This is a genomic window from Noviherbaspirillum sp., from assembly GCF_035254685.1.
Lineage (GTDB): Bacteria > Pseudomonadota > Gammaproteobacteria > Burkholderiales > Burkholderiaceae_D > Noviherbaspirillum.
In genome coordinates, this window is the sequence record NZ_DATFAI010000048.1 from 1 (window position 1) to 14979 (window position 14979).

General features: G+C 57.6%; 15 protein-coding genes and 1 riboswitch. Of the genes, 11 read left to right on the forward strand and 4 right to left on the reverse strand.

All coding sequences use genetic code 11. The features are described 5' to 3' along the window. The coding region (locus VJ698_RS21985; RefSeq protein ID WP_324104957.1) for a cobalamin-dependent protein at positions 1 to 337 on the forward strand (337 nt) is incomplete at its 5' end. Between the two features lie 346 nt (positions 338 to 683). Here VJ698_RS21985 and VJ698_RS21990 read toward each other — a convergent pair. After that, complete coding sequence (locus tag VJ698_RS21990; protein WP_324104958.1) at positions 684 to 1583, reverse strand: LysR substrate-binding domain-containing protein; 900 nt, start codon at positions 1581 to 1583, stop codon at positions 684 to 686. Between the two features lie 279 nt (positions 1584 to 1862). Between VJ698_RS21990 and glmS the strand changes: the two genes are divergently transcribed. The 10 genes from glmS to VJ698_RS22040 all read left to right on the forward strand — a co-directional run bounded on the left by glmS (position 1863) and on the right by VJ698_RS22040 (position 13142). Further along, on the forward strand, positions 1863 to 2288 hold the full coding sequence (glmS, locus tag VJ698_RS21995; RefSeq protein WP_324104959.1) for a methylaspartate mutase subunit S: 426 nt from the start codon (positions 1863 to 1865) through the stop codon (positions 2286 to 2288). Continuing rightward, entirely contained in the window at positions 2282 to 3676 is a 1395-nt protein-coding gene (locus VJ698_RS22000; protein ID WP_324104960.1) for a glutamate mutase L, read from the forward strand. Before glmS ends, VJ698_RS22000 begins: the two co-directional genes overlap by 7 nt. A 12-nt stretch (positions 3677 to 3688) precedes the next feature. After that, entirely contained in the window at positions 3689 to 5134 is a 1446-nt protein-coding gene (locus tag VJ698_RS22005; RefSeq protein WP_324104961.1) for a methylaspartate mutase subunit E, read from the forward strand. 15 nt (positions 5135 to 5149) lie between these two features. Next, positions 5150 to 6421, forward strand: a complete 1272-nt coding sequence (locus tag VJ698_RS22010; protein ID WP_324104962.1) for a methylaspartate ammonia-lyase — start codon at positions 5150 to 5152, stop codon at positions 6419 to 6421. A 115-nt stretch (positions 6422 to 6536) separates the two neighbouring features. Continuing rightward, positions 6537 to 7715 carry a CaiB/BaiF CoA-transferase family protein gene (locus VJ698_RS22015; RefSeq protein ID WP_324104963.1) on the forward strand — a complete coding sequence of 393 codons (1179 nt, stop codon included), beginning with the start codon at positions 6537 to 6539 and terminating at the stop codon, positions 7713 to 7715. Positions 7716 to 7723: 8 nt separating this feature from the next. Further along, positions 7724 to 8551, forward strand: coding sequence for a CoA ester lyase (locus VJ698_RS22020; protein ID WP_324104964.1), 828 nt, complete (start codon positions 7724 to 7726; stop codon positions 8549 to 8551). A 119-nt stretch (positions 8552 to 8670) separates the two neighbouring features. Then, positions 8671 to 8901: riboswitch (cobalamin riboswitch) on the forward strand. A gap of 381 nt (positions 8902 to 9282) precedes the next feature. Then, complete coding sequence (cobO, locus tag VJ698_RS22025) at positions 9283 to 9891, forward strand: cob(I)yrinic acid a,c-diamide adenosyltransferase (protein WP_324104965.1); 609 nt, start codon at positions 9283 to 9285, stop codon at positions 9889 to 9891. A gap of 103 nt (positions 9892 to 9994) precedes the next feature. Continuing rightward, positions 9995 to 10885: a cobalamin-binding protein gene (locus VJ698_RS22030; RefSeq protein ID WP_324104966.1), complete on the forward strand. Its 891-nt coding sequence runs from the start codon at positions 9995 to 9997 to the stop codon at positions 10883 to 10885. After that, on the forward strand, positions 10882 to 11682 hold the full coding sequence (locus VJ698_RS22035) for an ABC transporter substrate-binding protein (protein WP_324104967.1): 801 nt from the start codon (positions 10882 to 10884) through the stop codon (positions 11680 to 11682). Before VJ698_RS22030 ends, VJ698_RS22035 begins: the two co-directional genes overlap by 4 nt. 20 nt (positions 11683 to 11702) lie before the next feature. Next, positions 11703 to 13142 carry a cobyric acid synthase gene (locus VJ698_RS22040; protein ID WP_324104971.1) on the forward strand — a complete coding sequence of 480 codons (1440 nt, stop codon included), beginning with the start codon at positions 11703 to 11705 and terminating at the stop codon, positions 13140 to 13142. A 51-nt stretch (positions 13143 to 13193) separates the two neighbouring features. Here the strand turns inward: VJ698_RS22040 and VJ698_RS22045 are convergent, their stop codons facing one another. From VJ698_RS22045 to fdhD, 3 genes are all read right to left on the reverse strand, one after another. Further along, positions 13194 to 13898 carry a hypothetical protein gene (locus VJ698_RS22045; RefSeq protein WP_324104968.1) on the reverse strand — a complete coding sequence of 235 codons (705 nt, stop codon included), beginning with the start codon at positions 13896 to 13898 and terminating at the stop codon, positions 13194 to 13196. Positions 13899 to 14137: 239 nt separating this feature from the next. After that, on the reverse strand, positions 14138 to 14371 hold the full coding sequence (locus tag VJ698_RS22050) for a formate dehydrogenase subunit delta (RefSeq protein WP_324104969.1): 234 nt from the start codon (positions 14369 to 14371) through the stop codon (positions 14138 to 14140). Positions 14372 to 14375: 4 nt separating this feature from the next. Next, the coding region (gene fdhD, locus VJ698_RS22055) for a formate dehydrogenase accessory sulfurtransferase FdhD (RefSeq protein ID WP_324104970.1) at positions 14376 to 14979 on the reverse strand (604 nt) is incomplete at its 5' end.

Below are 14979 nucleotides of genomic sequence, written 5' to 3' on the forward strand. Positions count from 1 at the left end.
CAAGAACCTGCTGGCGATGATGATGGAAGGTGCTGGTTTCGAAGTGATCGACCTCGGCATCAACATTCCGGTCGAGGCTTACCTCGAGGCACTGGACAAGCACAAGCCGGACATCCTTGGCATGTCGGCGCTGCTGACGACGACGATGCCCTACATGAAGGTCGTCATCGATACATTGAAGGAAAAGGGCATTCGCGACAACTTCATCGTGCTGGTGGGCGGCGCGCCACTGAACGAGGCCTTCGGCAAGGCCGTTGGTGCTGATGCCTACTGTCGTGACGCCGGTGTTGCTGTTGAGACGGCGAAAACGTTGATTCAGCAGCGCCGTGCCGCCTGATCAGGCTGAGCGTTAGTAAGCGTGTGCAGGCCCGCTCCTGCACACGCACCTTCGAAACGGTATGGAAGGCATTCCTGGCGGCTTGAGTGAAGCGTTCCATGCTCGCCCGGCGAGTCCGCAGTACTGCCATGAATGAGGCGAGCACCTCGTTTAACGATGTGACCAAATCGGTCGACGGTCCTGACCGTGGCATCGAAGCAGTGCATGCCGGCTCACGCACCACACCTATCGCAGATAAACGGGTTTGAAGGGATAAGCCCGATTCCTACGCGCATGGCGCCCATGCTTGCCGGCGTTCATCGAGATGATCAAGCCGATGAGCCGGCCGCCTATCGTCTGCGGCAAATTACTCTTCCAAGTGAACGCCTCCACCTTCGCAATAGTGTCTGGCGGCCTCCAGCAGCCATCGTTCAAATGCGCCGAGTGCAGGTATCCCCCTTTTTGATTCCGGGTATACCAGGAAGTACGCCTTGTCATTCTTAAGGGCAATATCGAACGGAGCGACAAGTTCTTCCGTCATCAGCTCATGCGTTACGAAAAATCGTGGGACCAATGCAATCCCGAGTCCAGCCCGAGCAGCCTCGACAAGCATTGAAAAGAGCTCATAACGCTGGCCCCTCATGCAGTCTTCCTCGTCTGCGCCCGCGATAGAAAGCCACTGACGCCATGCTTCCGGCCGTGACGACTGATGGAGGAGCGTGAAGTCGCTCAAGTCGGCAGGAGATAGTTCATTGCGGCCAGCCACAAGCGACGGGCTGCATACCGGCGTAATTTCCTCTCCGAACAGATTAAGCGCAACCGTGCCTGGCCACGTCGGGTTACCAAAGTGGATGGCGGCGTCGAACGGCGTGTCTGTGAACATGAACGGTTCGGAACGCGTTGTCAGGTTAAGCGTAATCCCCGGGTTCTGTCTGTAGAAATCAGGGAGACGCGGGATCAGCCAGCGCGTGGCAAAGGTCGGAATCACAGCGAGTTCAAGAATGCCGCCAGCGCCGCGGTGCGCCATTGCGGCGAGCGTGTCACGTTCGATCCTGTCGAGGCTTTCCCGGATATTGCGCGCGTACATTTCACCGACCTCAGTGAGACGAAGACGCTTCTTCAAGCGACTGAAAAGCGGCACGCCGATAAAGCTCTCCAGTAGCGCGATTTGCCTTCCGACAGCACTTTGCGTGAGGGCCAGCTCCTCGGCGCTGCGCGTAAAGCTCAGGTGGCGTGCTGCCGCCTCAAATGCAATGAGCGCCTCCATGCTCGGAATTTTTCTTCTCAACGTCGATCTCCTCACTTTGCGTCTGTGAAGTGTGCCAGATCAGTACTGAAACGCACAATATCGAGACTATAAATCGTTTGTAGCTCCAGCCTGATTGCGGAAGAATGCAGCATGGCCGAAGGGTGGTGCGTTCAGGCGTTGATGTAGCGGGCAAGTGTGTGTGCATAGGTCCTGCAAGTCTGATTAAAGCAAGGCGTATCAAATTTTCTGCCTGCACCGGCAATCAGACACGACACTTAATTGATAAGAGAGATGAGCATGGAGATGACAACGGTTGTACTTGGAGTGATCGGTGCAGATTGCCACGCGGTCGGCAACAAGATCATTGACCACGTCCTGACGGAACAGGGCATTAAAGTCGTCAACCTTGGCGTGATGGTCAGCCAGGATGAGTTCATCGATGCTGCGATCGAGACTGGCGCAAAAGCAATTCTTGTATCGTCAATCTATGGGCATGGCGAGATCGACTGCAATGGATTCCGTGGCCGTTGCATCGAACGCGGACTGGAGAATATCGTTCTCTACGTGGGGGGAAACCTCGTCATCGGCAAGCGTGCGTTCAGTGAGATTGAGGAGATGTTCCTTGAGATGGGATTTGATCGTGTCTTCCCACCGACGATTGACCTCATCGATGTCGTCAAATTGCTGCGTGAAGACATCACTGCGGCGATGGTCGCATGCTGATTGTCTCTATCGATATCGGTTCAACGTGGACGAAGGGTGCTGCATTCCTGGCCGACGGTGTTTTACTCCACGTGCAGCGGCGCGCGACATCTCCGACGACGCCATGGAATCTTGCCGAAGGCTTCTTCACGGTTCTTGATGATCTTGCGGAGCAGTCGGATGCGACGGAAGCGCTTCGGCGCGGCGAAATGCAGCTCTACTATTCGTCCTCTGCCAAGGGCGGTCTGGCTGTGGCGGCACTTGGGATCGTTCCGGAAATCACGCTTGAAACCGCCAAAGTGGCGGCATATTCTGCGGGCGCCAAACTGACCAAAGTTCTGTCGTACCGTTTGACGCGTTCCGATATTGCAGCACTTGAGGAAAATCCGCCCGACATCCTTCTGTTCGCAGGCGGCACCGATGGCGGTAATCGGGATTATGTCGTCGCCAACGCTCGGATGCTGGCGCAGTCTGCACTGAACTGTTCGATTGTCTACGCCGGTAATCGCGCTGCCCTCGATGACGTTTCCGAGGCCCTGAGCGGCAAGGATTTTGTGGCGGTTGAGAATGTGCTCCCGGAGATTGATTCGCCCAATCCCGATCCGGCACGCGCCGCCATGCGCGACATTTTTCTATCCAGGATCGTCAGGGGAAAGGGACTGGACACGATTATCAAGCGTACGGGTGTCGAGCCTTTGCCCACACCGCTTGCCGTGTACGAGTTCGCGCACTGCATTCGAAAGCATGTTCCGGGTTGGGACGAATTCGTTCTGCTCGATATGGGTGGGGCTACGACTGACGTCTACTCGTCTCATATGGAATCGCCGGCGCCAGGTACGGTCTTGCGCGGTCTGCCAGAACCGGTTGTGAAAAGGACGGTTGAAGGCGATCTTGGGCTACGGGTATCGGCAGTTGCGGCTGCGGAGTCTGGCAAAGGCTACATCGCAAACCGATTGCAGGAGCTGGGCTATCGGCGAGAAGAATTTGATGCGCACATCAAGCGGGTTGCGGCTATGCCGGAATACCTGCCGCCCGATACACGCGGCCGTGCATTCGATCTCATTCTTGCCGGTAACTGCATTGCCCACGCGTGCGCACGTCATGCCGGCCGAAGCCACGAGGTGAGCACTGCGGACGGAATGGTTCGTGTCCAGGTCGGACGCGACTTGACCCATGTGTCCCGGATCATCGGCTCAGGTGGCTGGTTGGCCAGAGTGGATGACTTCCAACCGCAGTCGTCGCTACCTGCACTTGCGGTTGATGCAAGAGGCAAAAGCGTACTGCTGCCGCAACGGATCGAGTACTGGCGTGACCGGGACTATCTGTTCCCGTTGTTGGCGAATGTCGCGAGAGGTTATCCAGAAGCAGCTGCGCGGGCCGGTATTCAATCCCTGGCACGCAGCATTTAAGAGGAGACGGATATGGAATTACGCAACAAGCGAATTGATGACAAGATATTCGACGAGGAACGGGCCGGAGTGCTGCAAGGGTGGCCTACCGGAAAAGACGTTAGCTTCGAACAGGGCGTGCGATATCAGCATGGGCTGCCTGAGGCAAAGCGCTTTTCATCCGTACTTCTGAACGCAAAGAGAGCAGGGCGGACGCTGTTTCAGCCGCGCGCCGGTGTAGCACTGATCAAGGAGCACATCAATCTGCTTACCTATCTTGAAAGTGCATGCGATCTGCTGCCTACCACCATCGATGCGTACACCCGGCTGAACCGGTACGAGGAGGCCGCGGTTGGTATCCGCAAGTCCGAGGTAGCGAAAACCTCGCTACTGAATGGCTTTCCGGCGGTGAATCATGGTGTCAACGGCTGTAAGCAAGTCGTCGAGGCGCTTTCCAAGCCAGTTCAGGTGCGCCATGGCACGCCAGATGCACGCCTGCTCGCCGAGATCACCCTCGCGTCGGGGTTCACGGCGTTCGAAGGCGGTGGCATTTCATACAACGTGCCTTACGCAAAAAAAGTGCCATTGGAGCGATCCATTCGCCATTGGCAGTACTGTGACCGGCTGATTGGGAGGTATGAAGAAGAAGGCGTGCGTATCAACCGTGAACCGTTCGGCCCCTTGTCCGGGACTCTCGTGCCTCCCTTTGTCTCCCACTGTGTGGCGATTATCGAGGGCCTGCTGGCTCTCGAACAGGGTGCAAGGTGCATTACGCTGGGTTACGGCCAGGCGGGAAATATGGTGCAGGACATTGCGGCGATCCGTTCGCTCAAGGAGCTCGGGGAAGAGTATTTTTCCGCGGCCGGGTATGACAACTATGAGCTCAGCACTGTATTCCATCAGTGGATGGGTGGATTCCCGGAAAATGAGTCGATGGCCTATTCCGTCATTTGCTGGGGAGCAGCACTAGCGTCACTGGCGGACGCGACGAAAGTCATCGTAAAAACCCCGCACGAAGCCAGCGGCGTCCCTACCAAAGAGGCGAATCGCCAGGGACTGGAAGCGACGAAGCAAGCGGTGAACATGGTACGTGACCAGCAGCTTGCGAACAGCACGGAAATCGACAACGAAGTGGAGCTGATCAAGCGTGAAGTCCGCGCAGTACTGTCGAAAGTGTTCGAACTGGGGCGCGGCGATGTCGCCGCCGGCACTATTCGCGCCTTCGAGGCAGGCGTCCTCGATGTCCCCTTTGCGCCCGCTGCCTGTAATTTCGGAAAGCTGTTGCCGATCCGCGATCGCTACGGCGCGGTTCGGGTTTTCAATGCGGGCAACGTTCCCTTGCCGGACGATGTGTTGTGCTATCACCGTGCACGCATCGATGAGCGGGCAAAGGAAGAAAAACGCGCCGCCTCATTCAAGATGGTGGTGGACGACATTTACGCAATTTCTAAAGGTCGCCTGGTCGGCTCGCCGGAATAATCGAAAGGTATTCATATGAAAATTACGCGCGCGATGTTCGTTCGCGGCTTATCGTCGTTCTACTTCGATGACCAGGCCGCCATTAAAGGAGGAGCCCGCCAGGATGGTTTCATGTATGTCGGGAACGTTCATACTCCGGGATTCAGCACCATTCGGCAGGCAGGGGAGTGCGTTTCGGTTTTGCTTGAACTGGAGAATGGGTGCGTTGCGGTGGGCGATTGTGCTGCCGTCCAGTACTCCGGAGCGGGTGGCCGCGATCCGCTTTTCCTTGCGGAGACGTACATATCATTCCTCGACAAGCACTTGCGGCCGCTCCTGGAAGGCCGAGCAGTTGAGGATTTCGTCGCAAATGCGCGCTACTTCGACGCCATCGAGTTTGACGGAAAGCCGCTGCACACCGCGATCCGGTACGGGGTAAGTCAGGCTTTGCTCGACGCGGCAGCGCTCGCAGGCGGAATGCTGAAGACCGAAGTCATTTGCGACGCATACGGACTTCCTGTGCGTGCAGAGCCGATTCCCCTGTTTGGCCAAAGTGGGGATGATCGTTATGCCGCAGTGGACAAGATGATCTTGAAGGGGGTGAACGCACTTCCGCATGGGCTCATCAACAACGTGCCCGACAAGCTTGGATACAAGGGAGAAAAGCTGCAGGAGTACCTGCGCTGGCTTGTGAGCCGCATAGGGACGCTGCGCGCGTCACCAGATTATTTTCCTGATCTGCATATCGACGTCTACGGCACGGTCGGCTTGATCTTTGATCATGATCCCGTGCGGATTGCCGATTACCTTGCCGGGTTGGAGCAAATCGCCAAGCCGTTCAATCTCTACATTGAGGGCCCGGTCGACGCGGGGGAGAAGGACAAGCAGATGCATGAGCTTGGCGAGATCAAGGCGCAGTTGACGCGCATTGGTGCCGGCGTGCGTATTGTGGCCGATGAATGGTGCAATACCTATCAGGACATCGTCGACTTCACGGATGCCCAATGTTGCCACATGGTGCAGATCAAGACACCGGATTTGGGCAGCATCCATAACATCGTCGAGTCGGTCCTTTACTGCAATAAGAATGGCATGGAGGCGTATCAGGGAGGCACATGCAACGAAACCGATATTTCCGCCCGCACCTGCGTGCATCTTGCGCTCGCAGCGCGTCCGGTACGCATGCTGGTAAAACCAGGTATGGGGTTCGATGAGGGCATGAACATTGTAAACAATGAAATGCAGCGTGCTATCGCTACCCTAAGGTATCGGCAAGAAACTAGCCGCCTCAACCTGGCTGCGGCGTGACCTCGTGCCGTTCAAGGTAACGCCGCACTGGCACGCTGTGCTTGCAAGTGTGCCTCGGTTGAACGTGTGTATTTGCCTGACCCTGTCAGGCAACAGGGGAATCTGAGAGTTAAGAATGTCATCTATATTGCCACTTGACGGAATTACGGTCATTTCGCTGGAACACGCCATTGCCGCGCCGCTGGCCACGCGGCACCTCGCGGATCTTGGAGCCCGCGTCATCAAGATTGAGCGGCCGAACGTGGGCGACTTCGCTCGCTCGTACGATCGCCGTGCTAACGGCCTTGCCTCGCATTTCGTCTGGGTGAACCGTTCAAAAGAGAGCCTCACACTCGACCTCAAGAGAGGCGAAGCGCGGGAGGTTCTCTATTCCCTGCTGCAGCAGGCTGATGTACTTGTGCAGAACCTCGCGCCGGGGGCAGCCATGCGTCTCGGGCTTGATTATGAGACGCTTGCACCGAAGTTCCAGAAGCTGATTGTTTGCGACATTTCCGGCTATGGAGATGACGGTCCCTATACACGAAAGAAAGCCTACGATCTGCTCATCCAGAGTGAGAGCGGATTTCTCTCCATCACGGGTACGCCAGATGAAATGACCAAGAGTGGCATCTCTATCGCGGATATTTCAGCAGGAATGTACGCGTATTCCAGCATTCTTGGTGCGTTACTCCAGCGCGCGCGCACTGGAAAGGGCCGTCGTATCGAGATCGCCATGATTGACGCTATGGCGGAGTGGATGGGCTTTCCGATGTACTACGCACTGGACGGACAGGAGGCTCCGCCGCGCTCCGGCGCTGCCCACGCAACCATTTATCCGTATGGACCTTTTGTCGCAGGCGATGGCCGCACGATCATGCTCGGCCTGCAAAATGAGCGCGAATGGAAGGTCTTTTGCGAAAAGGTACTTGAGAGGCCTGAACTTGCTTCTGATGCGCGCTATGCAGACAACGCTGCGCGCACTTGCCGGCGCGACGAACTTCGCCGGCTGATCGAGCAGCAATTTTCTTCCTGGACCGCCGACGAGGTAGTCATGCGACTCAATGCCGCCGACATTGCGAATGCCCATGTCAATACGGTCGCAGATCTCTGGAAGCATCCGCAGTTGACAGCAAGGGGACGTTGGGCCGATGTTGAGGTGCCCGGTGGCATGTTACCGGCACTTTTGCCGCCGGGGTCCGATGCGAACAATCTTCCCCGCATGGGCCCCATTCCTGGGTTGGGCGAGCATACAGACAGCATTCTGTCCGAGTTCGGGTTTGATCCCGACTGGATGCGTGCCGCTGGCATCGTATAGGAGAAAGCATGGATATTGGTCGAATCAGGACGTTTCTCTTTGTACCGGCGAACCGGCCGGATCGGTTTGACAAAGCGCTGCACAGCGGTGCAGACGCGATCATTGTTGACCTCGAAGACGCAGTTGCACCATGCGAAAAGGAAGCCGCACGACATGATCTGGAGCGATGGCTCAAGACCGCGCCATGCCAGGTGTTCGTGCGTGTCAACGCCGCCGAAAGCGAATGGCATGTTGGCGATCTCGCGGCGTGTCATTCACCCGCCGTATGCGGCATTTTGCTGCCCAAGGCCGAATCGGTGTCGATCCTCGAAACCGCCCACTTTCTATCGAAGAAGCCGGTTCTGCCGATCATCGAATCGGCTAAAGGGCTGGATCAGCTAAAGGCGATTGCCGGCGCCGAAGGATGCGCCCGTCTGGTCTTTGGCAAACTGGACTTGGCCGTGGATCTTGGGCTGGAGCAGGACGAACGCGATAAAGAGGAGATCGTATTTCACCCCTACCGTGCGCAACTTGTCTTGGCGTCCCGTCTGGCCCGGCTTCCGCCGCCAGTCGAGGGCGTTTTTACTGCACTTGCAGCCGACGACGAATTGTTGGCCTATTCCCGCCGGGCGCGACGAGACGGTTTCAGTGCCGTGTTGGTGATCCATCCTCGGCAGATAGGCCCCGTCACGACCGCACTTACCCCATCCGGCGACGAGGTGACCTGGGCAAGGCGCGTACTGGTCGCAGCGACAGAAGCTGGCGGCAACGCCGCCGTGGTGGACGGTCGCATGATCGATGCACCCGTCATTGCTCGTGCCAATAGGATACTTGCCGCAGCCAACCAATGCCAGTAAATGGCGGACGGAGCACGGTGGTCGCATCGCCCCAGATAATCGTGTTCGCTTGTTGTGCCCTCAAGGAGCCTTGAAAAAAATCTGAGCAACGAATGTTGTCGCCCGTAATTTCACGCTCTATAATTTCCGAACGTTTTGGTGCTCGCGCGCATGTTCATGCGCGCGGTTAAACGGGAAACACGGCACTTCATGAACGCATCATGGAGTTAACGTGTGCTGCCCCCGCAACGGTAAGCAAGCGTCGCACGAATAGCGACGGTCGGTCCCTCAATGCCACTGTGCAGATTGCATGGGAAGGTAGACCGACTCGACTTGCTAGCCCGGATACCGGCCAGAACAGGTGGAAGTGTGCGGACGGGGGTCTTCGCGGCGCGATCGACTGTGTGTCATTTGAGGCTTTGTCGGCCTTCGTATCCAGCTCACGCTTCTTTTCAATCCGACCCACGGGGACGCGGGCCGGTTGGTGCTTTCTGGAAACGATCATGATTTCAACCGATGTCCCGCTCGTCCACGTGGCGGGCCAGCCGCTTGTCCGTCCTGTCGCTGTCTGTGCGGTATTCTCCATATCTGCTTTTGCACAAGAGAATCAGGATAAACACCTGGAGCCGTTGACCGTTAGCGCCACTCGCACTCCACGCTTACTCCGCTACTGACCCGCTGCCTCGGTTATCCGATTGAACTCGATCAGCCCGGCAGTCATATCATTTATCCACCCGCAGAGAACCCGCATCATGAGTGAAGCAGACCTCAACCAACGGCACAGGGCGCGCATGCAGCGCATGAAGGAAATTGTTGACCAAAAAATGGAGATCGCAAAACGCGACATCGGCGTGTTATTGGTCAATACCGGAAACGGCAAGGGCAAGAGTTCGAGTGCTTTTGGCATGGCGATACGCGCACTTGGTCATGGCATGAAGGTCGGTGTGGTGCAGTTCATCAAGGGTGCCAAATCGACAGGAGAAGAGCTGTTTCTACAGCGCTTCCCGGATGAAGTGAGCTTTCACGCGATGGGTGAAGGCTACACCTGGGAAACCCAGGACCGGGAGCGTGACATTGCCTGCGCGGAGCGGGCATGGGAGCAGGCAAAGCAATTCCTGTCCGATCCGACGGTTGGCTTCGTCGTGCTCGATGAACTCAATATTGCACTCAAATACCATTACCTCGACGTCCACCGCGTCGTCGCGGACCTACGTGCCCGCCCGTCGATGCAGCACGTCGTGGTGACGGGGCGTGGCGCGTTGCCGGAGATGATCGCCGCCGCGGACACTGTCACCGAGATGCAGTCGGTCAAGCACGCCTATGCGGCCGGCATCGCGGCGCAACTCGGTGTGGAATGGTGACATGAACGGTGCCACTGATCTGCGCACGGTACCGATATTCGTAATCGCGTCCGGGCAAGGGAAACCGACCGTCGCCGAATGATTGGTTCGCAGTGGGTCTAATATGACAAAACTACATTATTTTTTCCTGATCGCATGTGCGATCGCAATGCAGGCACGTGCTGCGATCAGTGTGCAGGACGATACCGGCGTGACCGTGGTATTGCAAGGCCCGGCGCAGCGCGTGGTCGCACTGGCGCCGCATGTGACCGAGTTGCTCTTCGCCGCCGGCGGCGGCGACCGTATCGTCGGCACCGTCAGTTATAGCGATTACCCGCTAGCTGCGCGCACTATTCCGCGCATCGGCGACAACCTGCAGGTTGACATCGAACATCTGCTTGCGCTCAAGCCCGACTTGCTGGTCGTGTGGCGTTCCAATGCATCGGCGCGGCAGCTGGAGCAATTGCGCCGGCTCCGCATCCCGCTGTTCTACAGCGAACCGCACAAGCTTGAGGATATCCCCAATTCCATAGAGCGCCTCGGGCAGCTACTGGGAACCGAAATTCAGGCCCGACAGAGCGCGACCGACCTGCGCAGACAACTCCGCAGCCTGGCCGCGCGCTATCGTGGCCAGCCGGCAGTGCGCGTCTACTATCAGGTATGGGATCGACCGCTCTACACGCTCAACGAGCGCCATATCGTCAGTGACGTGATCCGCATCTGCGGCGGCAAGAACATTTTTGGTTCATTGCCATCGATCGCACCACAGATTGGCATCGAGGCGGTGCTTCTTGAAAACCCGGAAGTCATCATTAGTGGCACCAGGCCCGAGCGCGCCGCGAGCGGCCTCGAGATCTGGAAGCACTATCCGACCTTATTGGCAACGCAGCGCGAAAACCTGTTCGAGGTCGATGGTGATTTGCTCAACCGACCAGGGCCACGCATCATCGCAGGAGCCACTGCGCTCTGTGACAAACTGGAACAGGCGCGCATTCACCGAGGACAACGCCCATGATCTATCAACGCATCGCCTGCCTATGTACCGAGGCAGTCGAAACCCTGTATGCGCTTGGCGCACAGGACTCCATTGCCGGTATCTCTGGCTTCACGACGCGACCTGCCCAGGCGCGACGCGAAAAACCAAAGATCAGTGGTTTCTCCTCGTCGCGCATCGAACGTATTCTCGCAGTCCATCCCGATCTGGTGATCGGTTTCTCGAATATGCAGGCAGACATCTGCCGCGACCTGGCAAACGCCGGAATTGAAGTGCATCTGTTCAACCAGCGCGACGTAGCGGGCATCCTGCGCATGGTGCAAACGCTGGCAGTGCTGGTCGACCGGCAGGAAAAAGGCAGGAAGCTGGTTGCGGAGCTCCAATCGCAGATCGACGCTGCGCGTGCGCAGGCGACGCAATGGGCAGTTCGGCCGAAGGTATATTTTGAAGAATGGAATGAACCTCTGATCAGCGGCATCGGCTGGGCATCAGAGCTGATACAGATTGCGGGCGGGGAGGACATCTTTGCCGATCTGGCGAAACATCCCGGTGCCAAAGAGCGTGTCGTCGCTGATGCAATGGCGGTGGTGCGCCGGGCGCCGGATATCATCATCGGTTCATGGTGCGGCAAGAAATTTCAGCCTGATTCGCTCTGCAGGCGGCCGGGGTGGGAGATGATTCCGGCGGTACAAAACGGTATGGTCGTTGAAATCAAGTCTCCCGACATCCTGGCGCCGGGGCCATCCGCCATCACAGAGGGCTTACGGCAGATTACGAACCTGATTGCGCGTTGGCAGGAAAGCAGGGTGCACTCGTGAATTTCCCCTACTCCACCCTGATGGTGCAGGGGACGACTTCGGATGCAGGCAAGAGTACGCTGGTCGCGGCGTTGTGCCGGCTACTGGCGCGGCAAGGTGTCCGGGTTGCGCCATTCAAGCCGCAGAACATGGCACTTAACAGCGCAGTCACTGTCGACGGCGGCGAAATCGGTCGCGCTCAGGCCTTGCAGGCGCTTGCGGCAGGTGTGGCGCCGCATACCGACATGAACCCGGTGTTGCTCAAGCCATCCAGCGATACCGGTGCGCAGGTGATCATTCACGGCAAGGTGCGTGCCGACATGAATGCGCGCGACTACCATCAATACAAGACGACGGCAATGCAGGCCGTGCTCGAATCCTACGGACGCCTGAGCAACGCCTATCAGGCGGTCGTCGTGGAAGGCGCGGGCAGCCCGGCCGAAATCAACTTGCGTGAGCGCGACATCGCCAACATGGGATTTGCCGAGGCGGTCGATTGCCCGGTGATCCTGATTGCCGACATCGACCGTGGTGGCGTATTCGCCCACATCGTCGGGACACTCTCCTGCTTGTCCGAGAGCGAGCGCAAGCGGATTATCGGTTTTGTCATCAATCGCTTCCGCGGCGATATCGGCTTGCTGGAGCCGGGCCTAGACTGGCTCGAGCGCGAGACCGGCAAGCCGGTGCTGGCAGTGCTGCCTTACCTGCATGCGCTATCCCTGGATGCAGAAGATGCAATCCAGTCTGCACAAGATGCGCGTGGAGGATTTCGCGTGGTTGTGCCGGTACTGCCGCGCATCAGCAACCACACCGACTTCGACGCCTTGCGTGCTCATCCTGATGTCGATTTGCGCTTTATCGGGCCGGGTCAGCCCATTCCCGCAGCGGATTTGATCATTCTGCCTGGTAGCAAGAACACGCGAGCCGACCTTGCTTGGTTGCTTGAGCAGGGATGGAGTGAGGCGTTGAATAAGCATTTGCGATACGGCGGCAAGGTGATCGGCATATGCGGGGGTTACCAGATGCTCGGTCGGACCGTCACCGATTTTTCCGGAATCGAGGGGGCTCCCGGTACGTCACAGGGACTTGGACTGCTGCCGATCGATACTGAACTTGCGCGGGAAAAACGGCTGGCACAGGTCGAAGGGCAGTGTGCATTTGCGCCTGCACCAGTTTCCGGCTACGAGATCCATATGGGAACGACGTCTGGTTCTGCGCTGGACAACCCTGCATTCCATATTGGGGGGCGCCCTGAGGGCGCGCGCTCGGCAGACGACCAGATTCTCGGTACGTATCTGCACGGTGTGTTCGATACCCCGCAGGCGTTTACTGCACTGCTGCAATGGGCAGGGCTGGCTAATGCGGCACCGGTCGATCTGGCGCAACTCCGTGAGCACAGTCTCGATCGTATCGCCGATGCCGCTATACCGCTGTTGGTTGCACTGATGAAGGTTGCAGGGAGGACGGGCGCAGTTCGCTAACCATGGCGGAGTGGATGCTCCGCTGATGTCCCGCACCGCCTACCCGATTCATCAGTAATAGCGCTCTATGGCGCGCATGGATCCCAAATAGGTATGCCGGATTTGTTCGTCGCAATAACGGTGAGCACTGCCCACGGGACAACTGACACGCGCCAGACAGGTGGCCTTGCAACCTGATCCATCTTGCTTGCGATAGGCAATGCACTTTGCGAGCTCGAATTTTTCGGCGTCAAATGCAGCGGCCGGGCAGTTGGTGACACATCTTGTGTGATTGCAGGTCGTGCAAGGGTGATCGCTCTGAACTGGCTGGCTTGGTTCAAATGCCGTATCGGCCAGGACCAGTGCCCGGTACGCATACCATGTGCCCCACGCCTGATCGATTCCGACCATGAAGGGGCTGGCGTGATGCCAGCCCGCCAGCTGTCCGAGTCCTTGCAGACCGATCGTCTGCGTTCCGGGATAGAGAATCTTGTAAGTATTCTTGGGCAGGCATTGTTCAAACCACCGTCTGACGGTTCGAACAGTGAAATCGTCAATGGGATGCGCCGAGCGGATTCCCTCTGCGGTAACGGATTCCCACAACTTTCTGCCAGCATGGCCAATCAGGATAAGCTGTCGACAAGCGAGGCCAGAGGTGCTCTGTGCGCGAACCTCTGCGGCGATCTTCGCTGGAAGCTTGTCGATATCAAAGATTGCGTACCGGTTTAAACCCACGCTATTCAACAAAGTATCATCAAAGTCCCGAAATTTTTCCATGATTCCCGTGCATAGCTGCTCAAGGTCTCCAGATCGAGCGTGCTGTGATCGCAGCATTTTTTTGAATGCTGCCGTCTATGTATGATGAGACAGTTGAGGGCGACAAACCCCGATTCTTCGCGAGCCATATTGGCCGTACGACACTTCCGAAGCTATTGCCAGAAACCAAGCTTTTCAGACGATTTCCGGTTCCCGCTACGTCGTCTCCCGTCACCTGCGTCGATATAGCAGCAGGCTGATCATGAGGCTGGTGCGAGTTTGTCTCCATGCCTCCTGATAGACGCTAGCACGATGTCTTTCAATCCCTCACCGCGATGCGTGTGGATGTGTTCGAGCAAGGCACTGCGCATGCGCGGGTCCCAGAACTTTTGCAGGTGATTCGTGATTTCCCAGGAGGCCTCGTCCGCATCCGGGTATGACTCGAAGAAATCGCCGATCTGGTTGGCCATTTTCACGAGATGTTGGGTATCCATTCTTCTAGTCCAATCTAATGTTGTCGCTGTTTGCGTAACCGACAAAATCGTCGCCGCGCGCGAACGCAACCAGGGTCATGCCACAGCCCTTTGCGGTGCGGACCGCCAAGGCGGTCGGGGCCGAAATCGCCACCATGGCCGGGATCCCCACTGTCGCCGCCTTTTGAATCAATTCGACGCTTGCCCTGCTGGTCGTCACGACGAAGCCATTCTGGAAATCCAGACGTGACTTTGCCATTGCACCAATCAGCTTGTCGAACGCATTATGTCTGCCGATATCTTCAAACCCGGCACGCAGCTCACCGTTTGGTGTGCACCACGCGGCTGCGTGCATTCCGCCTGTTGCCTGATTCAGCGGTTGAAACGCGCGTAGACCGGCGAGTGCTCGCCGAATGCCGCTAGCCAATAGCGGTCGTGGTGTGTCGACGCGCGGTAACCGCCGCAAGACCTGCTCCAGGCTTTCTGTCCCACACAAGCCGCAGCCCGTGCGCCCGGTCATGTTGCGGCGCCGCTCCTTCAACTGCATAAAGGCGGCATTGCCGATCCTGACATGCGCGGTGATTCCTGCACTGCCATGTTCGATCTCGATGTCGTAACATTCCGCGCCC